This is a genomic window from Mycobacterium gastri (assembly GCF_002102175.1).
GTDB classification, from domain to species: domain Bacteria; phylum Actinomycetota; class Actinomycetes; order Mycobacteriales; family Mycobacteriaceae; genus Mycobacterium; species Mycobacterium gastri.
The window spans coordinates 41,337-66,738 of record NZ_LQOX01000130.1; the positions used below are offsets into that span (position 1 = coordinate 41,337).

General features: G+C 67.1%; 24 protein-coding genes and 1 tRNA gene. 14 read left to right on the plus strand and 11 right to left on the minus strand.

Annotation, left to right across the window (positions count from 1 at the left end; all coding sequences use genetic code 11):
* The first annotated feature begins 68 nt into the window (after positions 1–68).
* Positions 69–944, plus strand: coding sequence for an alpha/beta fold hydrolase (locus AWC07_RS21165; protein ID WP_208622452.1), 876 nt, complete (start codon positions 69–71; stop codon positions 942–944).
* 81 nt (positions 945–1,025) lie between these two features.
* On the opposite strand, the gene AWC07_RS21170 is transcribed toward AWC07_RS21165, so the two are convergent.
* A complete protein-coding gene (locus AWC07_RS21170) occupies positions 1,026–1,418 on the minus strand; it encodes a hypothetical protein (RefSeq protein WP_036413236.1) in 393 nt (130 codons plus the stop codon).
* A 208-nt stretch (positions 1,419–1,626) separates the two neighbouring features.
* Between AWC07_RS21170 and AWC07_RS21175 the strand changes: the two genes are divergently transcribed.
* Positions 1,627–2,043 (plus strand): hypothetical protein, encoded by a 417-nt coding sequence (locus AWC07_RS21175; RefSeq protein ID WP_233428362.1) that lies wholly within the window; start codon positions 1,627–1,629, stop codon positions 2,041–2,043.
* A 20-nt stretch (positions 2,044–2,063) separates the two neighbouring features.
* Here the strand turns inward: AWC07_RS21175 and AWC07_RS21180 are convergent, their stop codons facing one another.
* A complete protein-coding gene (locus AWC07_RS21180; protein ID WP_085105222.1) occupies positions 2,064–3,725 on the minus strand; it encodes a DHA2 family efflux MFS transporter permease subunit in 1,662 nt (553 codons plus the stop codon).
* Positions 3,726–3,819: 94 nt separating this feature from the next.
* Between AWC07_RS21180 and AWC07_RS21185 the strand changes: the two genes are divergently transcribed.
* The 5 genes from AWC07_RS21185 (at position 3,820) to AWC07_RS21205 (ending at position 9,485) form a co-directional block, all read left to right on the plus strand.
* A complete protein-coding gene (locus AWC07_RS21185) occupies positions 3,820–4,188 on the plus strand; it encodes a cupin domain-containing protein (RefSeq protein ID WP_036410261.1) in 369 nt (122 codons plus the stop codon).
* Positions 4,185–5,834, plus strand: coding sequence for a thiamine pyrophosphate-binding protein (locus AWC07_RS21190; protein ID WP_244187655.1), 1,650 nt, complete (start codon positions 4,185–4,187; stop codon positions 5,832–5,834). Before AWC07_RS21185 ends, AWC07_RS21190 begins: the two co-directional genes overlap by 4 nt.
* Entirely contained in the window at positions 5,831–6,826 is a 996-nt protein-coding gene (locus AWC07_RS21195; RefSeq protein WP_036410264.1) for a 4-hyroxy-2-oxovalerate aldolase, read from the plus strand. Before AWC07_RS21190 ends, AWC07_RS21195 begins: the two co-directional genes overlap by 4 nt.
* Before the next feature lie 81 nt (positions 6,827–6,907).
* Positions 6,908–7,960 (plus strand): NAD-dependent epimerase/dehydratase family protein, encoded by a 1,053-nt coding sequence (locus AWC07_RS21200; protein WP_051507819.1) that lies wholly within the window; start codon positions 6,908–6,910, stop codon positions 7,958–7,960.
* Positions 7,961–8,015: 55 nt separating this feature from the next.
* Complete coding sequence (locus AWC07_RS21205) at positions 8,016–9,485, plus strand: glutamate-cysteine ligase family protein (RefSeq protein ID WP_036410266.1); 1,470 nt, start codon at positions 8,016–8,018, stop codon at positions 9,483–9,485.
* Between the two features lie 8 nt (positions 9,486–9,493).
* On the opposite strand, the gene AWC07_RS21210 is transcribed toward AWC07_RS21205, so the two are convergent.
* Positions 9,494–10,984: an amidase gene (locus AWC07_RS21210; RefSeq protein WP_036410268.1), complete on the minus strand. Its 1,491-nt coding sequence runs from the start codon at positions 10,982–10,984 to the stop codon at positions 9,494–9,496.
* 280 nt (positions 10,985–11,264) lie between these two features.
* Between AWC07_RS21210 and AWC07_RS21215 the strand changes: the two genes are divergently transcribed.
* Positions 11,265–12,659 carry a WS/DGAT/MGAT family O-acyltransferase gene (locus tag AWC07_RS21215; protein WP_036410270.1) on the plus strand — a complete coding sequence of 465 codons (1,395 nt, stop codon included), beginning with the start codon at positions 11,265–11,267 and terminating at the stop codon, positions 12,657–12,659.
* A gap of 52 nt (positions 12,660–12,711) precedes the next feature.
* On the opposite strand, the gene AWC07_RS27760 is transcribed toward AWC07_RS21215, so the two are convergent.
* The 3 genes from AWC07_RS27760 to AWC07_RS21225 all read right to left on the minus strand — a co-directional run bounded on the left by AWC07_RS27760 (position 12,712) and on the right by AWC07_RS21225 (position 15,445).
* Complete coding sequence (locus AWC07_RS27760; RefSeq protein ID WP_167380115.1) at positions 12,712–12,867, minus strand: hypothetical protein; 156 nt, start codon at positions 12,865–12,867, stop codon at positions 12,712–12,714.
* Positions 12,868–12,962: 95 nt separating this feature from the next.
* Positions 12,963–14,312, minus strand: a complete 1,350-nt coding sequence (locus AWC07_RS21220) for a cation:dicarboxylate symporter family transporter (protein ID WP_051507818.1) — start codon at positions 14,310–14,312, stop codon at positions 12,963–12,965.
* A gap of 32 nt (positions 14,313–14,344) precedes the next feature.
* Entirely contained in the window at positions 14,345–15,445 is a 1,101-nt protein-coding gene (locus AWC07_RS21225) for a tartrate dehydrogenase (protein WP_036410272.1), read from the minus strand.
* Between the two features lie 131 nt (positions 15,446–15,576).
* On the opposite strand from AWC07_RS21225, the gene AWC07_RS21230 reads away from it, so the two are divergent.
* The 4 genes from AWC07_RS21230 (at position 15,577) to AWC07_RS21245 (ending at position 19,369) form a co-directional block, all read left to right on the plus strand.
* Positions 15,577–16,482 (plus strand): LysR family transcriptional regulator, encoded by a 906-nt coding sequence (locus tag AWC07_RS21230; RefSeq protein ID WP_036410277.1) that lies wholly within the window; start codon positions 15,577–15,579, stop codon positions 16,480–16,482.
* A 105-nt stretch (positions 16,483–16,587) separates the two neighbouring features.
* On the plus strand, positions 16,588–18,282 hold the full coding sequence (locus AWC07_RS21235; protein WP_051508116.1) for a PE domain-containing protein: 1,695 nt from the start codon (positions 16,588–16,590) through the stop codon (positions 18,280–18,282).
* 254 nt (positions 18,283–18,536) lie between these two features.
* Positions 18,537–18,869, plus strand: coding sequence for a type II toxin-antitoxin system TacA family antitoxin (locus AWC07_RS21240; protein WP_244187656.1), 333 nt, complete (start codon positions 18,537–18,539; stop codon positions 18,867–18,869).
* Positions 18,866–19,369, plus strand: coding sequence for a GNAT family N-acetyltransferase (locus tag AWC07_RS21245; RefSeq protein ID WP_036416184.1), 504 nt, complete (start codon positions 18,866–18,868; stop codon positions 19,367–19,369). The genes AWC07_RS21240 and AWC07_RS21245 overlap by 4 nt, the downstream gene beginning before the upstream one ends.
* Before the next feature lie 516 nt (positions 19,370–19,885).
* On the opposite strand, the gene AWC07_RS21250 is transcribed toward AWC07_RS21245, so the two are convergent.
* The 3 genes from AWC07_RS21250 to AWC07_RS21260 form a co-directional block, all read right to left on the minus strand.
* A complete protein-coding gene (locus AWC07_RS21250) occupies positions 19,886–20,140 on the minus strand; it encodes an N-acetyltransferase (RefSeq protein WP_051508117.1) in 255 nt (84 codons plus the stop codon).
* Positions 20,141–20,247: 107 nt separating this feature from the next.
* Positions 20,248–20,319: transfer RNA gene (locus tag AWC07_RS21255), tRNA-Thr, on the minus strand.
* 27 nt (positions 20,320–20,346) lie between these two features.
* Complete coding sequence (locus AWC07_RS21260) at positions 20,347–21,069, minus strand: hypothetical protein (RefSeq protein ID WP_036416185.1); 723 nt, start codon at positions 21,067–21,069, stop codon at positions 20,347–20,349.
* Between the two features lie 161 nt (positions 21,070–21,230).
* On the opposite strand from AWC07_RS21260, the gene phoP reads away from it, so the two are divergent.
* Positions 21,231–21,953, plus strand: a complete 723-nt coding sequence (phoP, locus tag AWC07_RS21265) for a two-component system response regulator PhoP (protein WP_036416191.1) — start codon at positions 21,231–21,233, stop codon at positions 21,951–21,953.
* Between the two features lie 31 nt (positions 21,954–21,984).
* Complete coding sequence (locus tag AWC07_RS21270; protein ID WP_036416187.1) at positions 21,985–23,418, plus strand: sensor histidine kinase; 1,434 nt, start codon at positions 21,985–21,987, stop codon at positions 23,416–23,418.
* Here AWC07_RS21270 and AWC07_RS21275 read toward each other — a convergent pair.
* Positions 23,406–23,810: an HIT family protein gene (locus tag AWC07_RS21275; protein ID WP_036416188.1), complete on the minus strand. Its 405-nt coding sequence runs from the start codon at positions 23,808–23,810 to the stop codon at positions 23,406–23,408. The genes AWC07_RS21270 and AWC07_RS21275 overlap by 13 nt on opposite strands.
* Before the next feature lie 36 nt (positions 23,811–23,846).
* Positions 23,847–25,235, minus strand: coding sequence for a PE-PPE domain-containing protein (locus tag AWC07_RS21280; RefSeq protein WP_051508118.1), 1,389 nt, complete (start codon positions 25,233–25,235; stop codon positions 23,847–23,849).
* Between the last annotated feature and the right edge of the window lie 167 nt (positions 25,236–25,402).

The window sequence follows — 25,402 nt, forward strand, 5'->3', positions numbered from 1 at the left end:
AGTCCCGGGGCTTAGATTAGCCAGCCGGGGCTTCGTCGGGCTCAGTCAGAGCGTCTTAACATCAGGTGATGACGACTGCGCCGGAATCGTTCTCGATCCAGGGGCCGGGCGGTGTCCGCATCGTCGCCGACCGATTGGGTGATCCGCGGGCGCGCGCCGTGGTGTTCTTGCACGGCGGCGGGCAGACCCGTCGCTCCTGGGGCCGGGCGGCTGCCGCGGTGGCCGAACGGGGTTGGCAAGCCGTCACCGTCGACTTGCGGGGCCATGGCGAATCGGACTGGTCCAGCGAAGGCGACTATCGCGTCGTGAGCTTCGCCCGCGACGTCCAGGAGCTGCTGCGCGGCCTACCCCCGCGCCCGGTCCTGGTGGGCGCTTCCCTGGGCGGGTTCACCGCGATGCTGCTGGCCGGGGAACTCGCACCGGGCATCGCCAGCGCGGTGGTGCTGGTGGACATCGTGCCGAACATGGACCCGTCAGGGGCGAATCGGGTGCACGCGTTCATGGCCAACCGGGTGGAATCGGGGTTCGGTTCACTCGACGAAGTCGCTGACATAATCGCCGAGTACAACCCGCATCGCCCACGACCGTCCGATCTGGAAGGTCTGACCACCAACCTGCGCCGTCGCGGCGATCGCTGGTATTGGCACTGGGATCCGCAATTCATCAGTGGCACCGCGGCGTTTCCCCCGATCGAGGTCACCGAGGCCGACCGTCTGTACGCCGCCGTCGCGGCGATCCTGCGCGGTGGCGTGCCCATGCTGCTCATTCGTGGCCAGATGAGCGACCTGGTCAGTCAGGAGCGCGCGGACGAATTTCTGTCCCGCTTCCCCCAGGTGGAGTTCACCGACGTGCGTGGCGCGGGGCACATGGTGGCCGGTGACCGCAACGACATTTTCGCCAGCGCTGTCCTGGACTTCCTGGCCCGCCGGCTCGACAACGCGTGACATCAGCGCGCGGCTGACGGGTCAGCGCTCGAGCGCGGCCGGGTCGCCGGTAACCGGGACCCGCAGCCGGCGGCGCAGGTGTCAGGAGGCCATTCCGGCCTCGACCAGGCTTTGCACTCCGCTGGCGCAGCCACGCAGGAAGTCGGCGCCGTTGACCCCGGCGACGGTCTGCACGGAGGCCAGTTCCCTGGCGCAGACCTTGTGCACCTGGTTCGAGATGACGATCGCGTCGTCCGGAAAGCCCATCGCGCGCATTCTGCTGACCGTGAAACGGCCATCCTGGACCGCCTTGGTGTAGCCGAGCTGGTAGGACGGGCCGGTTTCGGCGACGTCGGCGACGTCGGCAACGGCGGGCGCGGAGGCCAGCAGGGCTGCTCCGGCTGTGATGACGATGACCCAACGAGACAGCCGCCCGGCGATGCGGCGCCGCTGTGACGGCAAGGGGTGGCTTTTCTTGGTCGCTGCGTCGTCCATGGCGTTAACCCCGATCTGGTCCGGTGAGGATCTCGTTTCGTGTGACGGGCCTCCGTGCCGCCTCACCACCTCACGGACAGTACGATACGTCATATGTTTCAAAAATGGAATAGCCTCCCAAAAAAGATCGCAGAGCTCGCTTACTCGGCTTAGGTTCCAATAGCGCGTCAGTGTTGACGACTTCCGGAACCGGCACTACGTTGATGGGATGCCAAGACTTAACCGAGCAGGTAAGGATCTTGGCCGCGTGCTGGAGTGGCTACTCAACCGCGACGTTCCGGACAGCGAGATCGGTTCCGCGCTCAAACTGCCCAAAGCCACCTACTCCCGGCGCAAGGAGGCCGACGACTTCCCCGACTTTGCCGAGCTCATCGCGGTCGGCGAGTACTTCGATCTGTCGCCGCGGGTGCTGCAGATCGCGTTCGGCTGGCGCGGCGAGGACGAGCTGATCCTGCTCGACATCGACGAGATGCGCCAATATATGGAGCAGGCCGGTGTCGCGCTGTTCGGCAACGAGCGGGTTCGCCGCTATATCGAGCAACGCGAAGGCGCCGACTACCCGTTGGCCGCGGCAATCCTGAAGATGGGCGCCAAGGATGCGAGCCCGGCTACCGAAGGCAACTGACCCGATACCGCCGGCGGGTGCTACGAATCCGCCTTCATCAGCCGCACTCGAGGTGTGGCCCGTTTCGGCAGAAACGACGCCGGAATAGCGATCATCGCGGTCAGGACCATGGCGACCCCGAACACCCCGGTGTAGGAGAGCGCCAAGTCGTCGGCGAGGTGCGCGGGGAAGTCGGGCGCGCGCACCTGTGACGGCAGCCCGGACAGGTCGGCCGACAAGCCCCGCCGGGCCGCCTGTTCCCGGATCGAGTCCGCTTGTCTGGCCGCGGCGATGGCGGCGCTGCCGTTGAAGCTGCTGGTGAGGATCACCGACATCAAGGCCGTTCCGACGGACGCGGCGACGTTGTGGTTGACGTTGAACAGCGTCGAGCCATGGGCTACTTCGCTGGAATTGAGCGTGTGCACGGCCGCCCAGGTCACCGGGACCATCAAACAGGCGGTGCCCAGGCCGAAAAGGCCGAGCCCCCCCAGCAGCATGGTGAGGTCGACGAGCTGGTGGCGGATGGCGTACACAAACATGCCCATGCCGGCGACGGTCACCGCAATGCCGACCAGCACCACGCTGCGCGGTCCCCGGGTTTCCATCAGCCGTCCGACGATCGGCATCACCGTGGCGGCGGCCACGGTCTGCGGGATGAGCAGCAGCCCCGACTGCATCGGGGTCTTGCCGAGCACCTGCTGGAAGTACGCCGGAAACAGCAGACAACTGCCGAAAAAGGTGACGGCGAACAGGAACCGGGTCGCGTTGGCGGCCGCGACCGACCGATTCTTGAGCAGCCGCAGATCGATCAGCGCGCAGTCGGTCCGGCGCAGCGCGTGGCGGGCGAAAGCGCCGATCAGCAGCACACCGATGGTGGCCGGTGCATAGACATACGGGTCGGCGAAGGTGCCGCGCCCGGGCAGCTGTGACACCCCGTAGAGCAGCAGCACCAGCCCCGGTGACAGCAGCGCCATGCCGACGACGTCCAGCGACTCCGCCGGCAGCGAATCATCTTGGGGCAACGTCAATCCCGCCAGAACCAGGGTTACTACTCCGATCGGCAGGTTGATCAGGAAGATCCACTGCCAGCCGAACGAGCCGATTAGCCAGCCGCCGAGAATGGGTCCGACGATGGGGGCCAGCAAGACGGTGATCATGCTGATCGTCATCACCCGGCCCAGCCGGGCCGGACCCGCCGCGCGCGCCAGGATGATCAGCTGCAGCGGCAACAGCATCCCGCCGCCGAAACCCTGCAGGGCCCGAAAGGCCACCAGTAGTGCGATATTCGACGCCAGCGCGCACAGCAATGATCCCGCGGTGAACATCAGCACCGAGGCCATCAGCAGCCGCTTGGTACCCAGCCGATTGGCCAACCAGCCGGTCAGCGGGATCACCGCCGCAAGCGCCAAGGTGTAGCCGGTCGATGCCCAGGCCACCACGGCCTGGGTCGACGAGAACGCGTCGACGAACGTCCGCTGTGCCACATTGATGACCGTGGTGTCCAGCGTGACCATCAGCGGCAGCATCATGCACGTCACGGTGATCAGCAACAGCCTGGAATCCAGTCGGCAGTCCGCACTGGGATCCGGCGCGGCGGGGCGGCCGGCTGTCCGGGCATCATCGTCCAGACGCTGTTGGCTTCCGGCATGAGTGCTGGCTACGGTCGTCGGAGCCCGCGGTGGCCGACCCGCCTGGCGGCGCATCGTGTCACTGTAGCTCCTGAGGCGGCCGCGTATGGCCATGTCTTTCCAAGGATCTGTCAAGGATTCGACCAGGGCGCGCGCCGACGCTGTACGCATGTTCGTCAGCAACGCCAGATACGCCGAGCCGTTTACCGCCGCGGACCTCTCTGAGGTCCGGCTGCTGGTCGACCGGGTGAACGTGGGCATTGCTTCGGTCAGCCTGGCGCACGCGACGGTGGCGGTCGGCGCCGAAACCGTATGGCACTGCCTGGAAAACACCGACGAGATCTACTTCGTCCTCTCCGGCAGCGGCCTGGTGTTCGTCGGATCGGAAACCCGGGCGGTGGGCAGCGGCGACACCGTCTGGATCCCGGCCGGGGTGCCGCAGAAGATCCGCAATCTCGGTCGCGACCCGCTGGTGTTCCTGTGTGCCTGCGGTCCGGCCTACGCGCCCGAATGCGACAAGCGCAAGGTCCGGCCGTGACGACGGTCGGCGACCACCTGGTCAACCGGATGCGCGAGGCCGGGATATCCCTGCTGTGCGGGCTGCCGACCTCGCGGCTCGACACGTTGCTGGCCCGGCTCGCCCGCGACGACGACTTCGACATCGTGCTGACCCGGCACGAAGGCGGCGCCGGCTACCTCGCCGACGGCTATGCCCGGGCTTCCGGCCGGCCGGCTGCGGTCTTCGCGGCCGGACCCGGGGCGACCAACGTCGTGACCGCCGTGGCCAATGCCTCGGTAAACCACGTACCCATACTCGTTCTCACCGGGGAGGTGCCGGTTGCCGAATTCGGTCTGCATTCGCAGCAGGACACCAGCGAGGACGGGCTCGGCCTGGGTGCGGTCTTCCGTCGCCTCTGCCGCAGCTCGGTATCGATCGAATCGGTGGCCAATGCTCGCACCAAGATCGACCGGGCGTTTCGGGCCCTGGCGAGCACCCCCGGCGGACCGGTGCACATCAGCCTGCCGCGCGACCTGGTGGATGAGGTGCTGCCCGACGACCCGGTCGCGATGACCGCCACCGGCCGCGCCGCCACCGCGATCCTCGCCCCGAGCGGTCCGCAGATCGCCGCCGAGGTGATCGGCCGGCTGCAGCGATCCGCTGCGCCAATGCTGTTGCTGGGCAACGGTGCTCGCCGGGACGGCATCGGCGCCGGAATCCTCGCGCTGTGTGAGAAAGCCGGGCTGCCGTTTGCGACGACTCCCAACGGGCGCGGAGTTGTCCCGGAAACGCATCCGCTTTCGCTCGGCGTGCTCGGCTTGTTCGGTGACGGCAGGGCCGAAGACTATCTTTTCGGCGCGCCGTGCGATCTGCTGATCGCGGTCGGCGTCTCGTTCGACGGCTTGGTCACCCGCTCCTTTTCGCCGCGCTGGAGCGCTCTGCAAGCCGAGGTCATCCACGTCGACCCCGATCCCTCGGCGTTCGGCCGTTTGGTCCCGACCTCGCTAGGCGTCATTGCCACCGCGCGGGGCCTGGTGGAATCGCTGAGCGCCCGGACGGCGCGATCCGCGCGAGCGGTTACGGTACCGGCGCGGGTTTCGTTGCCGGTCCCGCCAACCCGAGGCGACGCCATCCATCCGCTGGCGGTCATGCGGGAGCTGGACTCCCTGTTGGCGTCGAACAGCACGCTCTGCACGGATTCCGGGACATGTATCTACTGGGCCTTTCGCGGGATACCGGTGCGAGCGCCCGGAACGTTCTTTGCCACGGTCGATTTCGCCCCCATGGGCTGCGGTGTCGTCGGCGCCATCGGCATGGCGCTGGCCCGGCCCGGCCAACGCGTCGTCTGCATCGCCGGTGACGGCGCGTTCCTGATGCATGGCACCGAGGTCTCCACCGCGGTCGCCCAGGGCCTCCCGGTCACCTGGATTGTCTTGAACGACGGACAGTTGAGTGCCACCACCGCGGTGATCCGCGGCCGGATGGACCCCTCGCCGCTTGCTGCGACCGGCGCCAACGACTTGGCTGCGATGGCCAATGCCCTTGGTGCGCAAGGAATTCGTGTCGACAAGGCCGCCGATGTGCGTGCCGCATTGGAAAAAGCCCTGATTGCGACCGGCCCGTGCGTGGTTGACGTCGTAATCGACCCGGAACTCAACAAACCCGAGATAGGAGTCGGAAAATGACACGCGAACCGGTCATCCTCGACACAACCATTCGCGACGGCAGCTACGCGGTCAACTTCGGCTACCGCGACGACGATCTGCGCACTATCATCGGCGATCTCGACGAGGCGGGCATTCCCTACATCGAAATCGGGCACGGTGTCACCATCGGCGCCTCGGCGGCGCAGGGCCGGGCGGCTCAGACCGACGAAGAGTATTTCCGCACCGGCCGGGACGCAGTTTGCAAGGCGAAACTGGGCGCCGTTATCGTCCCGGCCCTGGCGCCCATCGCGACGGTGGACCTGGCCGGCGAATACCTCGACTTTCTGCGGATGTGCGTGATCGCCACCGAACTGGAGAGCTTCGCGCCGTTCGTCGAGCGCGCGAAATCCCGCGGACTCGAGGTTTCGATTCAGCTGGTCAAGTCTCATCTGTTCGAACCGCAGGTGCTCGCCGGTGCCGCGACGCGGGCGCGCGATATGGGCGTCGGAATCGTCTATGTGGTGGACACCACGGGCACGTTCCTGCCCGAAGATGTGCGACGTTACGTCGAGGCCATCCGCGACGCGACCGATGTCACGGTCGGCTACCACGGGCACAACAACCTGGGCCTGGCCGTCGCGAACACGCTGGAGGCGTTCGAGGCGGGGGCCGATTTCCTGGACGCGACGCTGATGGGCTTCGGGCGCGGAGCCGGGAACTGCCAGACCGAGTGCTTGGTCGCCGCGCTGCAGCGCCGGGGGCATCTGTCGGGCATCGATGTGGACCGGCTGTTCGACGCCGCTCGATCGGACATGCTGGGGCGCGCGCCGCAAAGCTACGGCATCGATCCGTGGGAGGTCTGCTTCGGATTCCACGGCCTGGACTCGTCGCAACTCGAGCAGCTGCGGACCTCGGCGCAACACGCCGGCCTCGCGGTGTCCCGTGTGATCCGCCGAATCGCGAAAGAAGCTGCCGGGCCATGGCTTTCACCCGAAGACATCGATCGTGCGGTCGCCGGAATGCGCGGCTGAGGTCGGTGCTTGAAGAATCCGTCAGTACCAGGTAAGGGGACACAGATGCTCGTCACTCCAACCGGAGCCCACCCGGCCGCCATGAGAATTCACCCGACCACGCGAACCACGCAACTGTTCTCGCACACCGGCCGTGCGGTGCGCACGCTGGTCACCGGCAGTTCCGGTCATCTCGGTGAGGCCCTGGTGCGGACGCTGCGCACCCACGGCGCCCACGTCATGGGCCTCGACTCCCGCCCCTCGGAATACACGAATGTCGTTGGCTCGGTGACAGATTCGGACTTGCTGCGCGAGGTGATGGCCGGGGTGGACGTGGTGTACCACGCGGCGGCCCTGCACAAGCCGCAGCTGGCGTTCGTCGCAGGCCAGGAATTTCTGGACACCAACATCGGCGGCACGCACACCATGCTGGAAGCCGCGGTTGCCGCGAAGGTGCGCGCCTTCGTCATGACCTCCTCGACGACGGTGTACGGGGACGCGCTGACCCCGCCCGAGGACCAGCCGGCCGCGTGGATCGACGAGTCGGTGCTGCCGGTGCCCAAGAACATCTATGGCGTATCGAAGGTCGGGGCCGAGGACCTTTGTCAGCTCGCGCATCGCAACCACGGCCTGCCCTGTGTCGTGCTGCGCGCATCCCGTTTCTTCGCCGACGGCGACGACATGCCGCAGCTGTACGACGGCCGCAGCGACGACAACATCAAAGCCAACGAATATGCGTTTCGCCGAGTCGCGCTCGAAGACGTCGTCGACGCGCACCTGCGAGCCGCCGCGCGCGCCCCGCACCTCGGGTTCGGCAGGTATGTCGTCTCGGCCACCACGCCGTTCACCCCTGATGACCTGGCGCTGTTGCGCACCGACGCGGCAACGGTTTTCGCCCGGCGGGCACCGCTGGCCGCGCGGGTGTGGCAGCGGCGCGGCTGGCGCTTCCCGGACCGCCTGGACCGCGTGTACGTCAACGCTCGGGCCCGGCACCACCTGGGCTGGCGCCCCCGGTTCGATCTCGACTCCATTGCCGCCCGGTTGGCGAGCGGCGAGCCGGTCCAGACGCCGCTGTCGCAACTGGTGGGCGCCAAGGAGTACGCCGGCAGTTCCTACCACCTCGGCGTGTTCCAGCCGATGGCTGTTCCGATTTAGGAAGGGGCATGCTGTAGTTGCGGTGGCATCCGGCCGTGCCGCGAGGAGGTGTGCCGTGGGTGACCGCGTCGATGCTTCCGGCCTGGTCGTCGGCCACGAGCGCGAGGTGCGGCATCGGCTGCAGCGCTGCGTCGAAGCGTTGCGCCGCATGGTCGACGACGGCTGGTTCACCGACCACCAGGACTCCATCGGCATGGAGGTCGAACTCGACCTGGTCGACCCGCTGGGCCGGCCGCGGCTGGTCAACGACGCGGTCCTGGCCTGCCTCGGCCGCGCGGACATGCAGCATGAGCTCGGCCAGTTCAACGTCGAGCTGAACCTGGCGCCCCGCGGGCTACACGGCAGCGTGCTGCGGGACAGCGAACGCGATCTCGCCGAGGTGCTCGACGGGTGCCGGGCCCGCATCGAGCGGCTGGGCACTCGACTTCTCGCGGTGGGCATGTTGCCGACGCTGAGTGCCGAGCAGCTCACCGTCGAGCGCATCTCCCGCAACCCGCGTTACGAGCTGCTGTCCAGCCGGATGTCCGCCGCCCGCCACCGGCCGTTTGTGGTGCGCATTGTCGACGGCTGCGAGCCGGTGGAGTTCACCACCGATTCGGTGGCACCCGATGCGGCCACCACCAGCCTGCAACTGCATCTGCGGGTAGCGCCGGACCGCTTCGCCGCCTATTACAACGCCGCCCAGGCCATCGCGGGGGCGCAGGTGGCGGTGGCGGCCAACTCGCCGTACCTGCTCAGCCGCCAGGCGTGGCAGGAGACCCGCATCACGCTGCTCGAACAGCTGCTCGACACCCGTCGCCGCGAAGAGGTCCGCGCCGGCGTACCGGCTCGGGTGCGGCTCGGTGACCGGTGGATCGAGGACCCCGTGGAACTGTTCGACGACCTCGTCCGGTTGTTTCCGCCGTTGTTTCCGATGCTGGAGGCCCAGGACCCCGATGCCGCCCTGGAGGCCGGGTACGCGCCCACCCTGCGGGAGCTTCGGCTGCATAACGGCACGGTGTGGCGCTGGAACCGTCCGGTCTACGACGTCCAGGCCGGGCAACCGCAACTGCGCATCGAAAACCGGGTGCTGCCAAGCGGTCCGACCGCTGTCGACATGGTCGCCAATGCCGCCTTCTACTACGGGCTGGTCCGGTCGATCGCCGAGAGCGACGCTGCGCCGTGGCGGCAGCTGCCGTTCGCGGCGGCCGAGCAGAACCTGCATCGCGGGGCCCGCGACGGGCTGACGGCGCGGCTGCACTGGCAAGGTGGCGAGCAGCCGGTCGAACGGCTCGCCGGGGAGTGCCTGCTACCGGCCGCCGCTGCCGGGCTGGATGCCTGGGGCGTCGATGCGACCGACCGCGACCGCTACCTCGGTGTCATCGAAGCGCGGGTGCGGACCGGGCAGACCGGCGCGGCCTGGCAGACCGGGGTGGTGCGCCGCCTCGAGGACGGCGGGATGCAGCGCATCACGGCGCTGCACGAGATGACCCGGCTCTATGCCGAGAACGCCCACACCGGCGCTCCGGTGCACGAATGGGCGTGAGCGAGAAGCTAACTCACCGCGGGCGCCGGATGCCGCTGCGCCCAGGGGCGGGCTTCTTCGAGCTGCGCGGCTAGCTGTAACAGGTCACCGTCGGCGCCCAGTCGTCCGACGAACTGCACCCCCAAAGGCAAACCGTCGTCGGTCCAGTGCAACGGCACACTGATGGCGGGCCGTCCGGTCAGATTGGCCAGTTGCGTGTACGGCACCCAGCCCAGGCTCTCCTGAATCAGCTGATCCAGAATTCCGCTGAGCGCCAACAGTTTTCCCGCACGCAGCTTGCTCAGCAGCCGGGACGCCGTCTGCAGCCGGGGTGATGTCGCGGTGGCGCCGACCGCAAGCGGAGGCGTGGCCAGGGTGGGAGTCAGGAAGTAGTCGTAGCTCTCGTGGAACGTCGTCAGGGACTGGATGTAGTTGTTGATGTTCTCCAGCGCCTGCATCGGTGCCAGCACACCGGCGGACCTGGCGAGTTCACACATGCCCAGGGTGTCGGCCTCGAAGTCGCTGTCGCGGGCGCCGATTCGCGCTTTGATGTCGGCGACCTGGCGGTAGAGCTGAGCGAACCAGATGGTCAGAAAATCACGCGCCAGGGCGGCGTCGTCGTAGGGCGGCTTGACTTCCTCGACCCGGTGACCGAGGTCCTGCAGCAGCGTGGCCGTGCCGTCGACCGCGGCGACGGCCTCCCGGTGGGGGCGGGGGTTGATCGCCGACGACGTCGAGTAGCCGACCCTGAGGATGCCCGGCCGTCGCCGGATGTGTTCGGCGAACGGGGCGTCGGGGAGCCGAACCTGGTAGCCGGCACGGGGATTGGGTCCGATGATCGCGTCGTAGAGCCCGGCGCTGTCGCGCACGGTGCGGGACACGACGCCCTGGACCGCCATACCGAACATCGGCTCGCCGGTCTGCGGACCGTAGGGCGCCAGCCCCCGGCTGGGTTTGAGGCCGACGAGCCCGTTGCAGGCCGCGGGGATGCGGATCGACCCGCCCCCGTCGTTGGCCCCGGCGGCCGGGGCAATGCCCGCGGCGACGGCCGCTGCCGATCCGCCCGAGGAACCGCCCGGCGTGCGCTCTGGATTCCAGGGGTTGCGGGCCGGACCCCAGTACTCGGGCTCGGTCACCCCCTTGGCCCCGAACTCCGGGGTGTTGGTCTTGCCGAAGATCACCAGGCCGGCGTCCAGGAACCGCTGCGTGATCAAGGCGTGCCGGTCGGCCACGTCATGGGCCAGCGACCGGGACCCGGACGAGGTGGGAAAGCCCTGATATTCCTGGTCGAGATCCTTGATCAGAAACGGCACACCGGCGAATGCGCCGTGCAACTGCGGGTCGGCGGCTTGCCGGTCGGCGACCTCGTCGAGGCGCCGAACGATCGCGTTCAACCGTGGATTGACCGCATCGGCGCGTTGGCGCGCCACGGCGAGAAGTTGGGCCGGGGTGACCTGTTTGCGTTCGACGAGCTCGGCCAGAGCCGTCGCATCCAGTGACAGGTACTCGTCGAGCTGCATTGCCCGATCCTACGAGCCGGGCCGCTGCCGCGCGGGGGCCCGTCCGCTCTCACGGCCCGAAGACATGCATCGCGCTGACGCGGCGCCAACCCTCTGCCGAAGCACCCCTCTGCCGAAGCACCGCAGCATTTTCGACGTGGCAGGTTTACGCACCGCCAGAAGGGGTACACCCGGCGGGTCGAGTATGCCCGGAATCGGTAGCCGACAGCGGCGGCGCGGTCGGTAGATAGCTGATACCCGCGGCGAGTCAAGGGAGACCGGCGAGTCAAGGGAGACCATTGTGGAACGACTGAGCGGCCTTGACGCCAGTTTTCTGTACCTGGAAACCTTCACACAGCCGTTGCATGTGTGTTCTCTGCTGGAACTGGACACTTCGACAATGCCGGGCGGTTACACGTTTGACCGGCTGCGCGACGCATTGGGGATGCGGATCAAGGCGATACCCCAGTTCCGCGAAAAGCTGGCCGACTCCCGGCTGAACCTGGATCACCCGGTATGGGTGGAGGACAGCGCCTTCGATCTCGACCACCATCTGCAGCGCGTCGGTGTGCCGGCCCCGGGCGGGCGGGCGGAAGTGGCCGAGACCTGCGCGCAAATCGCCGAGGTGCCGTTGGACCGCGACCGCCCGCTGTGGGAGATGTGGGTCATTGAGGGTCTCGCCGGCACGCCCGCATGCGCCGGTGGCCGAGTGGCGGTGCTGACCAAGGTCCATCACGCCGCGGTGGACGGTGTCATGGGCGCCGACCTGCTGGCGCAGCTGTGCAGCACCGAACCGGACGCGCCACCGCCAGATGCGGTGCCCGGCCCCGGTGGTGCCAACTGGCTGCAGATTGCCGCGAGCGGGCTGGTGGGCTTTGCCGCCCGATCGTGGCGCCTTGTCAACGTGTTGTCGCTGACGAGTGCGTCGCTCGTCGAGACGGCCCGCCGAGCACGTAGCGGCCGAAGCATGGCACGTCCGTTCGCCGCGCCGCCGACGGCGTTCAATGCCGCCGTTACCGCCCAGCGCAACATCGCGTATACGCAGCTTGAGCTATCCGACATCAAGAAGGTCAAGAATCGCTTCGGCGTCAAGGTCAACGACGTGGTCATGGCGCTGTGCGCGGGGGCGTTGCGGCGCTGGCTGTTCGACCGCGGCGAACTGCCCAGCAAGCCACTGGTGGCGATGGTGCCGGTGTCGGTGCGGCAGACCTCTCCGCGGCCCGGTCATAACCAGGTCTCGGGCATGTTCTCCCGGTTGGAAACCCACATCGCCGACCCGGGCCGGCGGTTGCAGGCCATCGCGCAAGCGAACTCGCGCGCCAAGGACCACAGCTCGGCGATCGGAGCCACGCTGCTGCAGGACTGGGCGCAGTTCGCCGACCGGGCAGTGTTCGGTACCGCGATGCGGCTTTACGCCAAGATCCCGCTCGCTCATTCACCGGTGCATAACCTGATCGTCTCCAATGTGCCCGGCCCTCAGGGCACGCTGTATTTCCTGGGCGCACGGCTGACGGCGATATATCCACTTGGGCCGATCTTTCACGGCTGCGGGCTCAACATCACCGTCATCTCGCTCGACGACAAACTCGATCTCGGCATCATTTCCTGCCCGAAGCTGCTGCCCGATCTGGCGGACCTCGCCGACGACTTCACCGCCGCGCTTCAGGAACTGCTCGCCGCTACGCCGCCCGGTTGACGCCGCCGCGACGACCACGCGAGCGGCGAATAAGGCTGCGGCACAGTCGATCCTACGATACCGTCCGCCGCTGTGCGCCGGTCGACAGCTGGATGCGCGCTCCGATGTGTGTGCCGATGCGGTAGAGCACTTCGGCGGTGAGTCGAGGGTCGCGGCTGGTGTCGCTGGCGGTGTGGTCAGCGAGAGTGGCACCGGAAACGAGGTCCATCAGGCCTGCCTCCAGGCGATCGACGTCGCTGGCACTCGCCCCCTTCTGCCGAGCGAAAAGCGCGGCGGCACCGTCGCAGGCTGCCTTTGAACTTGTCAGGTGCGACGAGTGCCCGCATGGTGCATTCCGCTTGCGACGACCAGTGGTGTGACAGGTTCAGCGTCCCGGCTCAGCGGACGAATACGGCTGCCGGCGAGCACCTTTCGAGCCTGTTCAACGTCGAGCTCGCGGTTCCACCTGGCCACGAACAGGGTGGCCACCGCGTTACCGATGAAGTTGACCAGGGCTCGGCACTCGGCCATGAACTTGTCGATCCCGAAGATCAGCATGATCCCGGAGGCCGGGATGTGGCCGACGGTGCTCAGTGTCGCGGTCAGCGCGATGAACCCGCCCCCGGCCGTGCCGGCCGCACCCTTGGACGTCAGCAACATGACTGCGAGCAAACCGATTTGCGCACCGATGCTCAGACGGGTGTTGGTCGCCTGGGCGATGTAGACCGTGGCCAGGGAGAGATAGATCGCCGCGCCGTCGAGGTTGAACGCGTAACCGGTCGGCACGATCAGCCGCACGGTGGCCGCACTGACCCCGGCGTGTTCGAGCTTGCGCATCAATCCGGGCAATGCGGGCTCGGGGCTGGAGGTGCCCAGGACCAGCAACAACTCCGCACGCAGGTAGCCCAGCAGGTGAAAGATGTTGAGCCGCAAATACGCCATCACCGAACCGAGCGCGACCAGCACGAACAGTGCCGATGTGACGTAGAACAGCAGGATCAGGCCGGCCAGGCTGGTCAGCATGTGGACGCCGTATCCGCCGGTTGCAACGGCCATTGCCCCGAATGCCCCGAGCGGCGCCAGCTTCATGAGGTAGGACAACACCTTGAAGACGACCGCGGTCAGTCGGTTGACCGCGTCGAGCACCGGGCCGCCGATCTGGCCGACCGCGTTGAGCGCCACCCCGAAAAGCACAGCGAGGAAGATGATTTGCAGGACGTCGCCGTCGACGAACGGGCCCACCACGCTGCTGGGAACGAGGTGGGTCAGCAGCTCCCACCCGTGCTTGTCTGCGGTGGTCGGTTTTGGCCCCGGGTAGATGGCGGGAATCTTGCCCGGGTCGGCGTTGACGCCGTCGCCGAGCCGGAACGCGTTGATCGCCACCAGCCCGGTGACCATCGCGACGATCGTCCCGGCCTGGAAGTAGGCCAGCGCTTTCACGCCGGTCAAGCCGACCTTACGAAGGTCCGCAACGCTGGCGATGCCGCCGACGATGGTGAGGAACACGATGGGCCCGATCAGCATTTTCATCGCGGCGACGAACGTGGTGCCGACCGGTTCCATCGCCACACCGGCGGCCGGTGCCAGCCAGCCCAGCACGATGCCGGCCACGATGGCGACCAGCACCCAGAAATACAGCTGTCGGTACCACGGCGTCTTCCCGTGTGCCGTCATGACGTGACTTCCCGTGTCCGTGGCGGCGCGGGTCAGGCCGCGCTGAGAACCGGTGCCAGCGCGGCGATCACCGCGTCGGTCATCTCGTCGGTGCTGGCCGTGCCGCCGATGTCGCGGGTCAATACGCCACGGCTAGTAGCGATTTCGATCGCTGATTCGACGCGGCGAGCCTCGTGGTGCAGGCCGAAGTGGTCGAGCATCAGCGCGGCACTGGCGATCGCGCCGATGGGGTTGCTGATCCCGCGCCCGGCGATGTCGGGTGCCGAACCGTGCACGGGTTCGAACATGCTGGGGAAGCGCCGTTCGGGGTTGAGGTTGGCGCTGGCGGCCACGCCCAGGCTGCCGGCCAGCGCCGAGCCCAGATCCGACAGGATGTCGGCGTTGAGGTTGGACGCCACGACAACCGACAGGTCTTCGGGGTGCAGAACGAACTTGGCGCTCATCGCGTCCACGAGCACGCTCTCGTGCGCCACGTCGGGATAGTCCTTGGCGACCCGCGCAAAGACCTCGTCCCACAACACCATTCCGTATTGCTGGGCGTTGGATTTGGTGACGCTGGAGACCTTCTTCACTCGCCGGGTGCGGGCCAGATCGAACGCGAACCGGATGATGCGTTCGCAGCCCTTGTCGGTGAACAAGGCGGTTTGCAGGGCCACCTCGTTGCCGGGGCCACGACCGCTGAGGTTGCGCCCACCCAGTCCCGCGTACTCGCCTTCGCTGTTTTCCCGCACGACTACCCAGTCCAGGTCGTGGTCGTCGGCGTTGCGCAGCGGTGAAACCACGCCGGGCAGGAACTTGACTGGGCGGACGTTGGCCCACTGGTCGAAATTCTGGGTGATGTTCAGCCGCAGTCCCCACAGGCTGATGTGGTCGGGCACGTCGGGCCAGCCCACCGCGCCGAAATAGATGGCGTCGAACGCCCGCAGGGTTTCCAGCCCGTCGGCGGCCATCATCTGCCCGGTCCACTCGTAGTGCTCGCAGCCCCAGGGGAACTCGGTCCACTCGAAGGTATACCGGCCTGACCGGGCCGCCAGGGTGTCCAGGACCCGTCGGCCCGCGGCGACGACTTCCTTGCCGACGCCGTCGCCGGGAATCGCGGCGATCTTGAAAACCTGTCCTGTCTGCCCTGTCATGGGAAGCCTCCGTTGCTGACTCTGTGGTTGCTACACAGTCCATTAGCGGTACGCCGGCAGGTGTGCGTCCAAGACCAAGTTGCGATCGGTGGTATAGGCTTCGCCTATCGAAGCTGATCAGAGGAATGACCATGGATGTCAGGCAGCTCAAGTTCTTCCTGGCGGTCGTCGACTACGGCGGCTTTGGCAGGGCGGCCGAACAGCTGATGATCGCCCAACCGTCGCTGTCGCAGGCCATCGCCGGCTTCGAACGTGAACTGGGCATGCCGCTGTTTCACCGGGTCGGGCGCGGGGTGGTGCTCTCCGACGCCGGTAGGGCGTTGGTAGGTCCGGCCCGGGTGGTACTCCGCGATATCGACGAGGCAACAGCCGTCATGCGGGAGCTGAAGGGCCTGCGTGGTGGTCGGGTCGATCTGATCACCATGCCGTCGCCGGGAATGGAACCGCTGACAACGATTCTGGCCGCTTTTGCCGGTGACCATCCGGAAGTCGCCGTCAACGTCGAGGCCGGCTTTACTCCGCAAGAGATTCTGGACAGCGTGCGCAGCGGCGCAACCGAGATCGGGGTGCTGGGATCAGCCGAACCCACGCGCGCTTCCGATCTCGACGTCGTTGCGCTGGAAAGTCAAGCGCTGGTGCTGATTTCGTGTCTCGATGATGACGGCCCGACGGGCCCGACCGTGCGGCGTGAAGACTTGTCCGGGTGCCGACTGATCGTGTCCCAGCGCGGCTCGTTGATGCGTGCGCTCGTCGATGATGTCCTGGCCGAAGGCATCCCGGCCACCATCGTCGCCGAGGTTGCCCACCGCACCTCCATGCTGCCGATGGTGCTCAACGGGATAGGCCGGGCGGTAATGCCGTCGTCGTGGACCCGGGTGGCGCAGCGCGCCGGCGCGCGAGTGCAGCGCATCGTTCCGGAGGCCTACCTTTACGTGGCAGCCGTCAGCCGCCGCAGCCACCTGACCGCCGGCGCCGCCGCGCTGATGGACACGGCGCGCCGCTACAGCGAGCTGGCGCCGGAGCCGACGAAGTTCTAGCGGTCTGTCTACGAGCACACGGCCCGTTCCATTTTTTCGATACCCGCGTGTTTTCCGGTGTCGGGCTCCATGATGACTAGTACGCGATAGCACGAGGGGTAGGCGATGTCATTTGTGCTGGTAGGGCCGGACATGGTGGCGACGGCCGCGGCGGATGTGGCGCGGATCGGCTCAGCAGTGAGCGCGGGCAATTTGGCGGCAGTCATTCCGACGACCGAAGTCGCGGCAGCGGCCGCCGACGAGGTGTCGGCGGCCATTGCGGCGCTGTTCGGTGCCCACGCCCAGGAGTATCAGGCGGCGGCGGCGCAGGCAGCGACGTTTCACGAGCAGTTCGTGGCCACCTTGAGCGCGGCGGCGGCATCGTATGCCAGTGCCGAGGCGACCGTCGCGGGCGCTCTGGTTTCGGCGGTTTCCGACGGATTCCAGACGGGGGTCTACGGTCCGATCCGCACGGCCGGCCAAGCCTGGATCACCAGCCCGTTCGGCCAGGTGCTCGACCCGGCCGTCAATGCGCCCACCCGCCTGCTGTTGGGGCGTGACCTGATCGGCAACGGAACTGCCGGCACGGCGGCAAATCCCACCGGCGGCACCGGCGGGGTGCTATTCGGCGACGGCGGGCCCGGCTATACGCCCACCGGCGGTCCCGGAGCTGTGGCCGGCGGTAGAGGCGGGAATGCCGGATTCATCGGCAACGGCGGCCCCGGGGGCGACGGCTTCGGCGGCGGGCCGGGCGGCATGGGTGGCACCGGCGGACTGCTGATGGGCAACGGCGGCATCGGCGGCGCCGGCGGTGTCGGCGGTGCGGGCGGCCAGGCCTTGTTGTTCGGCACCGGCGGCCTCGGCGGACCCGGCGCGCCGAGTGGTCGCGGCGGGCTGTTCATCGGCGAGCCCGTCAACATCGCGAACTGGCTGCACCCCAGCACCGGAAACCAGCAGTCGATCGTCATCGACTTCGTGCGGCACGGGCAGACGACAGCCAACGTGGCGGGGTTGATGGACACGGCGATACCGGGAGCCAACCTCACCGCGACGGGCCAGCAACAGGCGGTGAACATCGCCAACGTGCTCGCGCCGCAGGGTCCCTTCGCCGGGCTGTTCGACTCGCAATTGGTCCGCACGCAGCAGACCGCCGCGCCGTTGGCCACCATCCTCGGCATGACCCCGCAGGTCTTGCCGGGGCTCAACGAGATCAATGCCGGCATTTTCGAAGACTTTCCGCAGATAAGCCCGGCGGGCCTGCTATATCTGGTTGGCCCGATGGCGTGGACGTTCGGATTCCCCATCGTGCCGATGCTCAACCCGGGCTCCATCGACTTCAACGGCGTGGTCTTCGGCCACACCTTCAACGGTGCGGTGCAAACGATGTACGACACCGCAATGGCGAACCCGGTGCCGGCAGCCGACGGCAAGGTCACCGTGGTCTCCTACTCGAGCGCCTTCACCATCGGTGTCGGGACGATGATGGGCGTCGACAACCCGAATCCGCTGCTCATCCTCACCCACCCGCTGCCCAACACCGGCGTTGTCGTGGTGCAGGGCAATCCCACGGGGGGCTGGACGATGGTCAGTTGGGACGGGATACCCGTCGCACCGGCGTCATTGCCGACCGAGCTTTTCGTCGACGTGCGTAACCTCATCACCGCGCCGCAGATCGCCGCTTTCGACATCGGCTGGTCGCTGTTCACCGGCGATCCGGCGACGATCGTGAACGCGGTCCGGACCGGGATCGACGAGGTCGGCACCGCGGTGGTCCAGTTCCCGATTGCGGTGGCCACGGATGTGATCGACGCCGTGTGGTGATCCGGCCCTGTTTCATGGCTGGGAGCTACCTACTAACACCATCGCTCGGTCCGCACTGCGCACGATCGCCATCAACAGGTAGCGACCTGATCGGCAACGGAGCTGCCGCCACGGCGGCAAAATCCACCCCGGCGTCTTCGGGGTACTGTTCGGCGACTGCGGGGCGGGCCGCCCAGTCATGGTGATCGTGCCTCGTTCGGCACCGCTCGGAGTTGCGTGATCAGCCACGCTCGTGACCCGGCTACGGTGAGCCCGTGATCGACCACAACAACACCGATCCCACCTCGACGAAGTACGTCTACAATACGTACATGCCCGAGACTATGACTGGTCGCCTCAACTTCCGCCTGTCTCCCGAACAGGAGCAGGCCCTTCGCCAGGCCGCCACGCTCACCGGTCAGAGCCTGTCGGGGTTCGTGTTGTCCGCGGCGGTCGACCATGCCCATGATCTCTTGGCCCGGGCTAACCGGATCGAGCTGTCCGAGGCCGCCTTCCGCCGTTTCGTCGCCGCGCTCGACGAGCCCGCCGAGGCGGCTCCGGAATTGGTGCGCCTCGCCAAACGGAAGAGCCGAATTCCCGCCCGTTGAGCGGCCCCGCGCTCAGCCCCGTCGAGCTGCTGGACCCGGGCCGGCACGACACGGCGGGCTTCTCCAGCGGCGTTGACGTTCTCGACGACTGGCTGCACCGCGTCGCGCCCGTCGCCGCAGCGGCCGGCACCGCCGCCACATGGGTGCTCTGTCGGGGCCGGCGTGTCGTCGGGTACTACGCGCTCGCCATGGGGAGCATCGAGCGGGCCTGGGCGCCATCGCGGGTGGGCCGGGGCCAACCCGACCCGGTCCCCGTGCTCCTGCTCGCCCGCCTGGCGCTCGACCGGCAGGAGCAGGGCACCGGTCTCGGTGGCGATCTCCTCCTCGACGCCCTCATCCGATCCGTGGCCGGCGCCCGGCAGTATGGCGCCCGGGCCCTGGTCGTCGACGCCATCGATGACCGCGCCGTCGAGTTCTACCGTCACCACGGCTTCCTGCCACTCGAGGGCCGACGCCTCTACCGGCGGATCAGCGATATCGAGCGGGCGCTGAGAGGATGACGAGCCATGCGGCCGCCTGCTCGATGTTTGAGCTATAGCGCACAATCACTGACGCTGCCTCCGACAGAACGTTGATGCCGGCCAAGGCCTCCTACCGCAATGGTCTGTCGCGGCCACCCCAAACGCTACCCCGACGCGTGTGAGTGTGGTCGACTAGCTTGGCCCCGGTTGGGACGGGTGTCTTCAGACGATTGGGGGTCAAAGTCTTGAACGAAGCGCACAAGCCACTTTGAATCGCCCCGGCATGTCCGGAGTCTCCGGACATGCCGGGGCGATTCATTGCGGAGGAGCACATCAGTCCGCCTCGATTGCGGTAGACGGTCCGAGGTACAGATGCGACGAAGCGACGCGAGGGGTCGTCTTTCATGTCCGGTTGACATACTGCGCTGATGCCAAAGGAAGCCGCGGTGGTGGTATGTCCTCCAGGACTCGAAGAACGAGGTGCGGCTCGCGGTATGGTGCATCACCAGCCGCGCCGGGGTGCGCCGAATCCCCGGTGACGCGACACAACCGTGATCACGACTGGGACGCCAGCACTACCCGGGTCGGCTGGATGAACAGGGAGCGCCAGTCGCCTTCCGGGTGGTCGAACCGTTCCCAGCCCAGCCGGGCCCAGAAGCGGTCGCCATCCTGGCTGTACGCGAACAGCCTGCGGTCCGGGTGGCGCTCAGCGAGCATCTGCACCACCTGGGTACCGATCTTGCGTCCGCGAGCCGCGAGGGCCACCTCGATGAATTGGATCTCAAGGCGGTCGGGGCCGATCGTCGGCACGCCCGTGTAGTCCGGGTGTCGCCGGGGTCATCGAACTCGACGCAGGCCACCTCCGCGCCGTCCTCCACTACTTGCACGAACCACGGGTCAGCCACGTAATTTTGCGGAGCCCCCTGTCAGGATTGAACTGACGACCGCTCGCTTACAAGGCGAGTGCTCTACCACTGAGCTAAGGAGGCCGGGTTAACCGGTGCCAGCCTAACGGGTCAGTGCTCGCTGTCGATGACGCGTTGGGAGCGCACCGTCCGCGACGACGAGCGTGGCCGGCGGCCCGGCAGTGGGATGCGTTCGGCGATGTTGCTGAGCGGGTTGACCACCATGGTGAGCGCGATGACGGCATCCTGCAGCGTGGCGATAGCGGGCTCGAGCGCCTCCATCCCGGGCGTCAGCCGGGCCAGGGTGTCGGCCACGTTGGCGAGCTGTTCGAGCGGTCCGTTCTTCGAAGTCAGCTTGTCGATCAGGCCGCCCTCGGCGAGCAGCCGGTCAGCCAGCCCGTCCTCGGAAAGCACCCGTTCGACCAGGCCGTCTTCGGCCAGGATCTGGTCGGCCAGCCCGCCCGGTTGCAGCGCGCGCTGCATCGCACCTCCCTCGGCGGTGAGGCGGTCCAGCAATCCGCCGGGTGCGGTCAGCAGGTCGACCACCCCACCCGGGCGCAGCATTCGGTCCATCGGCCCGTCGGGTGCGATCGCGCGTCCCAGCGGTGCGTCTTCGTCCAGGAGCTTGGCCAACCGGTTGGCGCGCACAATCGCCTCTTCGATCCCCAGCACGCTGGCCATCGCGTTGGACCCGGCATCGCCACCGGTCTCCCCGAGTGCCTGCTTGGCCAGCCCGACTGCTGCGCCGGCCAGGTTGAGGCTGGTTTCGGCGGCGGCGAGACCGGCACGGGCCGGCAGGGTCGCGATGGCCACGAGGGCGTTGCCGAGATTCATCCTGCGAGTCTATTCGCGACGCGGCCAGATAATTACGCATGGGTTCAAGCCGATCGGCCGATTCCTGGCAGACTATTATCAGTCGACTGCCAACGAGCTCTCAGGAAGTACTCAATGAACGTGAAGCTAGTACTCAACTACGTGCCGCAGGAATGGTTCTCATGACCGCAGTAAACCCGGGCGAAGCCGCCACACCGGAAGCTCGCATCCTCGTCGTCGACGACGAGGCGAACATCGTCGAGCTGCTTTCGGTGAGCCTGAAGTTCCAGGGATTCGAGGTCCATACGGCCAGCAACGGAGCCCAGGCGTTGGACCGGGCCAGGGAAGCCCGCCCGGACGCGGTGATCCTCGACGTGATGATGCCCGGCATGGACGGTTTCGGAGTGCTGCGCCGACTGCGAGCCGACGGCATCGATGCCCCGGCGTTGTTCCTGACCGCCCGAGACTCCCTGCAGGACAAGATCGCCGGCCTGACCCTGGGCGGCGACGACTATGTGACCAAGCCGTTCAGCCTGGAGGAGGTTGTCGCCCGGCTGCGGGTCATCCTGCGCCGTGCCGGCAAGGGCAGCGCTGAACCGCGCAATTCCCGCCTGACGTTCGCCGATATCGAACTCGACGAGGAAACCCACGAGGTGTGGAAGGCCGGGCAGCCGGTGTCGTTGTCGCCCACCGAATTCACCTTGCTGCGTTATTTCGTGATCAACGCCGGCACCGTGCTGAGCAAGCCGAAGATCCTCGACCATGTCTGGCGCTACGACTTCGGCGGCGACGTCAACGTCGTGGAGTCCTACGTGTCGTATCTGCGCCGCAAGATCGACACCGGGGAAAAGCGGTTGCTGCACACCCTGCGCGGGGTCGGCTATGTGTTGCGGGAACCGCGATGAGCGCACTCCCTTGTCCGGCTAGGTAGCGAGGATGGCCACGCACCGTCGACGCGGAATACCGCTGCGGGTAAGCCTGGTCGCGGCCACCCTGGTTCTGGTGCTGTGCGGTCTGCTGGCGTCGGGCGTGGCGGTCACCTCGATCCTGCGGCACAGCCTGATCAGCCGGATCGACTCGACACTGTTGGACGCCTCGCGCACTTGGGCGCAGTCCCCGTGGAAGCATTCGGTGCCCAACGGGGAAGGCCCCGATCCCGCCCGGCCGCCGTCGAAGTTCTACGTGCGCGGCATCAGTCCCGACGGCCATACCGTCACGGCCATCAACGACCGCAATGCCGAGCCGGCGTTGCCGCCGAGCAACGACGTTGGGCCCGATCCGACGACGTTGCCGTCGGTGAACGGCTCCGACATCGAATGGCGCGCGGTCTCGGTGCACGGAACCCATGGCGGCCTGACCACCGTGGCCATCGATCTGTCCGACGTCCAGCACACGGTTCGATCACTGGTCTGGTTGCAGATCGGCATCGGCGCTGCCGTGCTGGTTGTCGTCGGTATCGCCGGCTATGCGGTGGTGCACCGTAGCCTGCGGCCACTGGCCGAAGTGGAACAGACCGCCGCGGCGATTGCCGCCGGACAGCTGGATCGCCGGGTCCCCGAACGCGACCCCCGGACCGAGGTGGGCCGGCTTTCGTTGGCGCTCAACGGGATGCTGGCCCAAATCCAGCAGGCGGTGGCGGACTCCGAATCTTCTGCCGAGAATGCGCGCGGTTCCGAGGATCGGATGCGCCGCTTCATCACCGACGCCAGCCACGAACTACGCACGCCGCTGACCACCATTCGCGGCTTCGCCGAGCTGTACCGCCAGGGGGCGGCCCGCGACGTTTCCATGTTGCTGTCGCGGATAGAGAGCGAAGCCAGCCGAATGGGCCTGTTGGTGGATGACCTGCTGATGTTGGCCCGCATGGATGTCCAGCGGCCGCTGGAACAGCACCAGGTGGATCTGCTGGCGCTGGCAAGCGACGCGGTGCACGACGCGCAGGCGATCGACCGCGAGCGCACGATCACCCTCGAATTCCTCGAAGGCCCCGGTACCCCCGAAGTACTCGGCGACGAGGCCCGGCTGCGCCAGGTGCTGAGCAACCTCGTGGCGAATGCGTTGCAGCACACCCCGGAAACCGCCGACCTCACCGTCCGAGTCGGTACCGAGGGGGACGACGCGGTGCTCGAGGTGGCCGACAAGGGGCCGGGCATGAGCCAGCAGGACGCGTCGCGAGTGTTCGAGCGCTTCTACCGCACCGACTCGTCGCGAGCACGAGCCAGCGGCGGTACCGGCCTGGGACTGTCGATCGTCGACTCCCTGGTCAGGGCTCACGGCGGTACCGTCAGCGTGACAACCGCGCCGGGGGAGGGTTGCTGTTTTCGCGTCACCCTGCCGCGTGTCAGCGAGGTTGCGGCTCAGGTCAGTTGAGCCAGTGCTGCCTTGATCTTGGCCTGCGCTTCGTCGAGCGACTCCGGCGGCGGGTTGCGGTCGACGTTGGCAAAGCCGAAGTCGCGCAGGCTGCGGGTGGGGAACACGTGGATGTGCAGGTGCGGAACCTCGAGCCCGGCGATGATCACGCCGGCGCGTTCGGTGTGGAACGCCTTGCACACTGCTTTGCCGATCAGCTGGCTGACCTGCATGACGCGGGCGAACACCGCGCTGTGCACGTCCTGCCACTGATCGATTTCGGCGCGGGGCACCACCAGCGTGTGGCCTTGGGTCATCGGCTCGATCGTCAGGAACGCGACGACGTCGTCGTCCTCGTAGACGAAACGGCCAGGTAGTTCGCGGTTGATGATCTTGGTGAAGATCGACGCCATTCATCCAGCATAGGTGGGCGCAGCGGCGGCCCGGCGTCACCCGAAGAGGTTGGGCGCGAGCCCGACAAGTCCGCGCTGCACCGAGCCCACCACATCCGCGACGGTAGGCAAGCCGACCAGTGACCCGTGTGAGAAGTACGGCCCGGCGTTAGGTGTCAGAGACGAATAGCCGTCGTTGACAATCGGCTGCAGAAACGAGTTGAGGTTGTCGACGATTGGTTGTGGAACGCCGATCTCCTTCAGCGGCAACAACATTGGCAGAGTCGATGAGGGGATCATGTACGTGGTGATGGTGCCGCCCAAGGAGGTGGTGGCGCTGGACACCTGCACCGCGTCCGACAGCGAGGCAAGGGATGCCGTGTTGTGGAAGTAGGCCGCCCCGAACAGCGAATTCACCGCTGCCGGCAGATTCCAGGGTCGGTCAGGCGGATTGCCCCAGAAGTCGTACTGGCCGTACACCACGCTGACGTCGTACTGGGTATTCGGTAGGCCCTGCACCGTGTAGTCGATCAACGGCACCGTCATCCCGTTCGGTAGATAGATGTTCGCCAGGCCGAGCTCGGGGCTGGAGAACATGGCGAACTGCAGAGCATGAGGCGGCGGAGCGCTCGGGTTGGTTGCCAGGTAGGCCAATTCGCGGTTGACGACGATGGTTCCCTCCGACAGCCCGGCAATGTGCACCGGTGAGCCGTTACCGTTGGCAAACGCATTCATGATCTGGTCATTGAGCGCTCGCTGTCCCATGGCGACGGCGTCGTTGGTGCCGGGAGCGGCCAGGCTACCGCTGAGGATGCCGATGCTGGCCGGGTAGTTGACAAGCTGAGCGGTGGTGCCGGGGAACCAGTTCTGCCCGATGGCATGGTTGAGTAAGTCGTACCCCTGCAGGATTGATACCGAGCTTGACCCCGGGATGCCGCCCTGAAGGAGAACTTGTCCGAGATAGGGCAGGCGGGTGATGAAGTTCGGGTAGTAAAGCGGTCCGGCGCCGGGGACCGTAATCCTGGTGCCCGCCGCCGCGCTGGGAATCGGGGCAAGACCGGCGGCGCCACCCATAGCCATCGCGCTCCCTGCGCTGCTGAGTGGCTGGCGGCCCAACAGTGCCTGGGCCGACGCGTTGACCGCGTTCCGCAGAGTTCGCTCGGCGTTGGCGATCTCGGTGGTCGCATACGAGCTCGCGGTTGCGGCCATGGTGCGCACGAACCGCTCATGTGACTGCGCCGCTTGCGCGATGACCGCCTGGCATTCCAGGCCGTGCGCGCCGAACAACGCCGCGATGCGGGTAGAGACCTCGTCGGCGGCTGCGGCCAGCAACGACGTGGTGGAATTGGCTGCTGCCGCGTTCGCCGCATTGACCGCTGACCGGATCTCGGCCAAATCGCCGGCAGCAGTCACCAGCAATTCAGGGGTCGCCACGACATACGACACTGCTGCCTCCTGGCGGGGGCACACGGGGCTGACATCAACGCCGTGTTTGCCTCCAGCGCGATCGGTGGCTGTGAGGGTACTCGCCGCTCGTGTCGACCGCCACCGTGATGGGACCGGTTTGAGCAGGGTTTAGCCACGGTCATGGGACCACCCGTTTGCCAGTGATG

Excerpts from the sequence above, each read along its gene's own strand:
- AWC07_RS21165 (WP_208622452.1), top strand. The coding sequence starts at position 69 with ATGACGACTGCGCCGGAATCGTTCTCGATCCAGGGGCCGGGCGGTGTC.
- AWC07_RS21170 (WP_036413236.1), bottom strand. The coding sequence starts at position 1,418 with ATGGACGACGCAGCGACCAAGAAAAGCCACCCCTTGCCGTCACAGCGG.
- AWC07_RS21175 (WP_233428362.1), top strand. The coding sequence starts at position 1,627 with ATGCCAAGACTTAACCGAGCAGGTAAGGATCTTGGCCGCGTGCTGGAG.
- AWC07_RS21180 (WP_085105222.1), bottom strand. The coding sequence starts at position 3,725 with ATGCGCCGCCAGGCGGGTCGGCCACCGCGGGCTCCGACGACCGTAGCC.
- AWC07_RS21185 (WP_036410261.1), top strand. The coding sequence starts at position 3,820 with ATGTTCGTCAGCAACGCCAGATACGCCGAGCCGTTTACCGCCGCGGAC.
- AWC07_RS21195 (WP_036410264.1), top strand. The coding sequence starts at position 5,831 with ATGACACGCGAACCGGTCATCCTCGACACAACCATTCGCGACGGCAGC.
- AWC07_RS21200 (WP_051507819.1), top strand. The coding sequence starts at position 6,908 with ATGAGAATTCACCCGACCACGCGAACCACGCAACTGTTCTCGCACACC.
- AWC07_RS21210 (WP_036410268.1), bottom strand. The coding sequence starts at position 10,984 with ATGCAGCTCGACGAGTACCTGTCACTGGATGCGACGGCTCTGGCCGAG.
- AWC07_RS27760 (WP_167380115.1), bottom strand. The coding sequence starts at position 12,867 with ATGGACCTCGTTTCCGGTGCCACTCTCGCTGACCACACCGCCAGCGAC.
- AWC07_RS21220 (WP_051507818.1), bottom strand. The coding sequence starts at position 14,312 with ATGACGGCACACGGGAAGACGCCGTGGTACCGACAGCTGTATTTCTGG.
- AWC07_RS21225 (WP_036410272.1), bottom strand. The coding sequence starts at position 15,445 with ATGACAGGGCAGACAGGACAGGTTTTCAAGATCGCCGCGATTCCCGGC.
- AWC07_RS21230 (WP_036410277.1), top strand. The coding sequence starts at position 15,577 with ATGGATGTCAGGCAGCTCAAGTTCTTCCTGGCGGTCGTCGACTACGGC.
- AWC07_RS21235 (WP_051508116.1), top strand. The coding sequence starts at position 16,588 with ATGTCATTTGTGCTGGTAGGGCCGGACATGGTGGCGACGGCCGCGGCG.
- AWC07_RS21260 (WP_036416185.1), bottom strand. The coding sequence starts at position 21,069 with ATGAATCTCGGCAACGCCCTCGTGGCCATCGCGACCCTGCCGGCCCGT.
- phoP (WP_036416191.1), top strand. The coding sequence starts at position 21,231 with ATGACCGCAGTAAACCCGGGCGAAGCCGCCACACCGGAAGCTCGCATC.
- AWC07_RS21270 (WP_036416187.1), top strand. The coding sequence starts at position 21,985 with ATGGCCACGCACCGTCGACGCGGAATACCGCTGCGGGTAAGCCTGGTC.
- AWC07_RS21275 (WP_036416188.1), bottom strand. The coding sequence starts at position 23,810 with ATGGCGTCGATCTTCACCAAGATCATCAACCGCGAACTACCTGGCCGT.